At 69.6% G+C, this 5,065-nt stretch carries 5 protein-coding genes; 4 read left to right on the plus strand and 1 reads right to left on the minus strand.

Annotation, left to right across the window (positions count from 1 at the left end):
- On the minus strand, positions 1-532 hold a 532-nt coding region (locus tag ABZ281_RS37420; RefSeq protein WP_356662493.1), incomplete at its 3' end, for a TetR/AcrR family transcriptional regulator.
- A gap of 233 nt (positions 533-765) precedes the next feature.
- Here ABZ281_RS37420 and ABZ281_RS37425 point away from each other — a divergent pair.
- From ABZ281_RS37425 to ABZ281_RS37440, 4 genes are all read left to right on the plus strand, one after another.
- On the plus strand, positions 766-1,743 hold the full coding sequence (locus ABZ281_RS37425) for a tetratricopeptide repeat protein (protein ID WP_356662494.1): 978 nt from the start codon (positions 766-768) through the stop codon (positions 1,741-1,743).
- A gap of 621 nt (positions 1,744-2,364) precedes the next feature.
- On the plus strand, positions 2,365-2,997 hold the full coding sequence (locus tag ABZ281_RS37430; protein WP_356662495.1) for a DUF6230 family protein: 633 nt from the start codon (positions 2,365-2,367) through the stop codon (positions 2,995-2,997).
- Positions 2,998-3,115: 118 nt separating this feature from the next.
- On the plus strand, positions 3,116-3,679 hold the full coding sequence (locus ABZ281_RS37435) for a DUF6114 domain-containing protein (RefSeq protein ID WP_356662496.1): 564 nt from the start codon (positions 3,116-3,118) through the stop codon (positions 3,677-3,679).
- On the plus strand, positions 3,669-5,033 hold the full coding sequence (locus ABZ281_RS37440; protein WP_356662497.1) for a hypothetical protein: 1,365 nt from the start codon (positions 3,669-3,671) through the stop codon (positions 5,031-5,033). Before ABZ281_RS37435 ends, ABZ281_RS37440 begins: the two co-directional genes overlap by 11 nt.
- The last annotated feature ends 32 nt before the right edge of the window (positions 5,034-5,065 follow it).

Here is a 5,065-nt window from a genome sequence, read left to right on the forward strand (position 1 = left end):
ATGCTGAGCCAGGCGTAACCGGCGGGTACCCCCCACCTGGGTCCACCGTGCGGGCGGACGAGCCGGGGTCCGGCTCCGCGGGGAGTTCACCCCGTGCCTGGGCCCGCGCGCGGCCCTCCAGGACCAGCCGCTTCTGGCGGTCGACGACCGATTCCCGGATGCGTTCTCGCAGGGCCTCGTCGCGGGTGGCTTCCGCCAGCACCGCCATCAGACCGCTCCTCGCCTCCGGGAGAGCCAGGATCGTGGCGAACTGGAGGACCACGCCCTCGATGTCGGCGGCCAGGGAGCCGCGGTCGGGGAGCTCCAGCGCGTCGAAGAGTTCCGCGACGGCGTCGACAACCAGTTCGTTCTTGCCCGCCCAGCGGCGGTAGAGCGTGGTTTTCGCAACCCCCGCCCGTGTCGCGACGTCTCCCAGGGTGAGCTTGGACCAGCCCAGATCCACCAGGGCCTCACGCGTGGCGGCCAGGATCGCGGCGTCCGCCGCGGCGCTGCGCGGACGCCCGGTGCGGCTGGCTGGGCTGCGGCTCTGCATCTCACGACCATAAACCGGCGGTTCCTGTGCGGCCGTGAGGGAGATCACCGGGGGGTGGTGTCCCGGCACCCTGGCATGGCATTACGCTACGACTCGTAGCGAAAGCCCGTGATGGACGTACACGGGCTCGGCGCACCCGGCGTGGGGTGGGGACCCGGCGCCGAAGGGCACGGACCGGCCCGGCTTTCACACCTTTTTTCACACGCGCGCCCAGGACGGGGGAGGATAGGGGCATGCAGCCACGGAACATGTCCATGAGCGGAGTCGTCGACCTCGCCGCGGTGAAGGCGGCCCAGGAGGCCAAGGCGAAGGCGGAGCAGGCGCGCGCGCAAGCAGCCCGGGAGGGCGGGACGGGGGCGATCTCCCCGGCCGATCTCGTCATCGACGTCGACGAGGCGGGATTCGAGCGGGAGGTCCTGCAGCGGTCCGCCGAAGTGCCCGTCGTCATCGACTTCTGGGCCGAGTGGTGTGAGCCCTGCAAGCAGCTCAGCCCGGTCCTGGAGCGGCTGGCCGTCGAGTACAACGGCCGCTTCCTGCTCGCCAAGGTCGACGTCGACGCCAACCAGATGCTGATGCAGCAGTTCGGCATCCAGGGAATCCCCGCGGTGTTCGCGGTCGTCGCGGGACAGGCGCTGCCGCTCTTCCAGGGGGCGGCGGGCGAGGCGCAGATCCGCCAGACCCTCGACCAGCTGGTGCAGGTCGGCGAGCAGCGCTTCGGTCTGACCGGTCTCACCGTCGACCCCGAGGCCGAACCGGGCGGCGCCCCGGCGGCGGCTCCCGAGCAGCCGGCCGGTCCGCACGACGGGCTCCTCGAGGCCGCCGTTCAGGCGCTGGACTCGGGCGACCTGTCCGGCGCCGTCCAGGCGTACAAGAACGTGCTGAACGAGGACCCGGGCAACGAGGAGGCCAAACTGGGCCTCGCGCAGGCCGAGTTGCTCCAGCGGGTGCAGGGCGTCGACCCGCAGCAGGTGCGCCGGGACGCGGCGGACAAGCCGGCCGACGTACAGGCGCAGATCGCCGCCGCCGACCTGGATCTGGTGGGCGGCCATGTCGAGGACGCCTTCGGCCGGCTCATCGAGACCGTGTCGCGCACGGTGGGTGACGACCGGGACACCGTACGGATGTGGCTGGTGGAGCTGTTCGAGGTCGTAGGGCCGGACGATCCCCGCGTGATCGCGGCGCGCAGGGCCCTGGCGCGCGCCCTGTTCTGACCAGTCGTTAAACGCGCGGGCTTGTGGTGCCCGCGTGAAAAGTCTGTCCACGGAGGGTCACTGCGGCCGCGCTTTACCAAAACTTGGTAATCGCGGCCGCTGTTACTGCGAGTAAGTCATGGGCGTTGATCTGTCGGATTCTGTCCATCGATCAACAGCTTTGTACCGCCCTCCGGCGGCACCCTGTGTGGCCGACCGAGACCGATGGGTCGTTGTTCGGTTATCCGGCCGTTACTAGCCAGTAACGAACCCCCTTGTGCGGGCGGCGAGAATGCACCACGATCGGCCACGCTCGGTCCATTCCCGTACCCCGGCAGCCGGTTGGGTCGCGGGACATCCTGGGTCCCCACCGAGCAGAGCCGGCGGCAGTGGCGCCGGCTCTTGGGCAGGGGGGTCTTCGCCCTTCCGGTGAAGCCTGTCCAGCAGGGTTGTGCGTGATGCGTGTCAGGCGCGACCAGTGGTTGTCGCTCGGGGGTGATCGCCGGTGATTCGGGCGCAGTTGCGCCGCCGAGTGCAGGCGCTCTCCTTCCCGAGGACGTAGCACTTCTCCCATCCCTGCCCGGCTGAGCCGCCAATCGGTGCGAGCCAGGGCAGGAGATGTACGTCCGAGAAGGAGGAAATATGGAGTCCCAGGTGCGTGGCGGGACCAGATGGAAGCGGTTCGCTGTGGTCATGGTGCCCAGCGTCGCCGCCACGGCTGCGATAGGTGTCGCCCTCGCGCAGGGCGCTCTCGCCGCGTCGTTCAGTGTCTCCGGGCAGTCGTTCAAGGTTTCGACCGACCAGCTCGTCGGCACCGGCTTCTCGCAGTACGGCGCCCTCGACGAGGGATACACGATGGACGGCAAGAAGGCCGTCCACCCGGTCGCCGTCTCGTCGTTCAAGCAGGCGACGATCAAGAACCTGTGCCAGTCGGTCGTCACCCCGAACATTCCGGTGCTCGGGAACGTCAGCCTGATCCTGCGTGCGGGTCAGGGTGCGAAGCCGGTGGAGGCCCAGAACCTCTACATCGACGTCGCCGACCTCAGCGCCGATGCGACGTTCGAGAACATCGACATCGGTGTGGCGGCCAAGGACGCCAACAAGGGTCCGGCCATGCGGAAGGGCGAGTCGGCCAACCCGTACGGCTTCGCCCAGCAGGCGGACAAGGCGACCCTGACCGACGTGAAGCAGACGGCGTGGGCGACCACGGCCGGAACCTTCAAGCTCAGCGGCCTGAAGATGTCGCTGTCGACGGGTGTCAAGGAGTGCTACTAAGCACTCGATGACGGGCGGGGGAGCCGGTGGCGCCCCCGCCCGTCCACCTTCCGGTCGCGCCTTCACGCGGGGCCCACATCACCACCACAGCAACGCTGTACCAGGGAGCTGTTTTTCCATGAGCGCCGAGACCCCTGCCGCCACCGGCCAGTTCACCGTCCGGAGGCAGCAGTTCCGCGCCTGGCGGGGTGAGCGGCCGTTCTGGGCCGGGCTGTTCGTCCTCCTCAGTGGACTGCCCATCGCCTACTTCCCGTACGCGAACCTCCAGATCGGTCACCTGACGCTGGCGATGGCGACCACCGCGGGTGCCGGGTCCCTGATCATCGGCGTGCTGCTCGTCGTACTGGGCGTGAGCCTCTGGTTCCAGAAGCACGTCCGCGTCTTCGCGGGAGTCGCGGCGATCCTGCTGGCACTGGTGTCCATTCCCGTGTCCAACCTCGGCGGCTTCCTCATCGGCTTCCTCCTCGCCCTCATGGGCGGGGCGATGGCCGTGGCCTGGGCGCCGGGCGCACGTCCCGCGGGACAGCCCGCCGCCATGGCCAGCACCGGCACGGGCGGGACTCCCGAGGCCACCGACCACGACACCACGGTGCTGAAGCCCGTGGACGCGGTGGACGAGCCGAACGATCTGTCAGGAACGAACCCGGCCAACGGGGCGAACGGGAGGCACAGTGCCGGCTGACGAGGTGACCCACGGGGCTGATGTGGAGGCGTCCCGTGTGAGAACCGGGCCGCGCCACGCGGCACCCAAGAAGCCGCTGTTCACCAGGTTCAACAGGCCGGCCGGCAAGGCGATAGCCATGGCGGCGATGCCGACGGCGGTGCTCATGGGCATGGGCTTCACGTCGACGCTCGCCATCGCCGACAGCGACACTCCGGCGGCGCCGACGTCGAAGAGCCTGACGGCCGACGAGTACAAGGACTGTGTGGCGGCCCTGGAGGACTCCGGCAAGGACTCCAACGGCGACCCGTCCGCCTCGCCCACGCCGTCCCCCTCGGCGAGCGACGGCGCGACGGACGAGAAGGACGACCAGGGCGACACCGCCCCGAAGCCGTCCCCCTCGGGTGGTACGGAGGCGAACAACGGCGGTTCCTCTTCGTCGGATTCAGGTTCCGACGGCAAAGCCGAGCCGGAGCCGACCCCGTCCACGAGCGCTCCCGCCACCGGCGGCGACGACGAGGCCGCCACCCCGTCCCCCTCGCCGTCCGAGAGCGGCGGCAACATCCTGGAGGACATCGGCGACGCGATCGGCGGCATCTTCAACGGCGGGAAGGACGGGGCGAGCCCCAGCCCGACCCCGTCCGCCTCGGCGTCGCAGAGCGCCGAGAAGCCGGCCGAGGACGCCTCCGGTACCGAGGACACGACCGAGAAGGCCACCGGCACGGTCGAGGACACCGTCAAGGACACCACCGACAAGGCGTCCGACACGGTGAAGGACGCCGGCGAGACGGTGGAGGACACCACCAAGGCCGTCGAGAAGGCGGCCGAGGACGCGGCGGAGAAGGCGAAGGAGGCCACCGCCTCGCCCAGCCCCTCCCCGAGCGCCACCACGGACGCCGACGACTGCCCGGCCGCCACCGACGCCGAGGGCGGCGTCGACAACAAGGTGCCGCTGCCGGACGACCCGTGGTTCCTCAACGCCAGCTCGCTGACGCTGAAGGGCGCCGACTACAAGGGCGTCGTCGAGGTGCGGACCGCCGACGGTACCGTCAAGAAGGTGCTGAAGTACGTCATATCCGGCGGCACCGACATCGGTGACCTGCACCAGACCGTCCAGGACAAGCAGTCCGGCAAGACCTACCACGTGCAGGCGGCCAAGGGCTCGACGTCCACGATCCGCGACGGCGACACCGTGATGTACACGGAGAGCATCTCCGGCAACCTGCTCGGGCTGATACCGATCACGTTCGACCCGGAGCACCCGCCGCCGCTGAACATCCCGCTGATCTACTTCACCAACGTGAAGGTCCAGCAGGCCGGCCAGTTCGGCGGGACCCTGCACGTGCCGGGGCTGCACAACTTCGTCACCGGCTGAGCGCCCCTCAGAGCCCGTTCGGGAGCCGCACA

The sequence above is a fragment of the Streptomyces sp. NPDC006265 genome, from assembly GCF_040613555.1.
Lineage (GTDB): Bacteria > Actinomycetota > Actinomycetes > Streptomycetales > Streptomycetaceae > Streptomyces.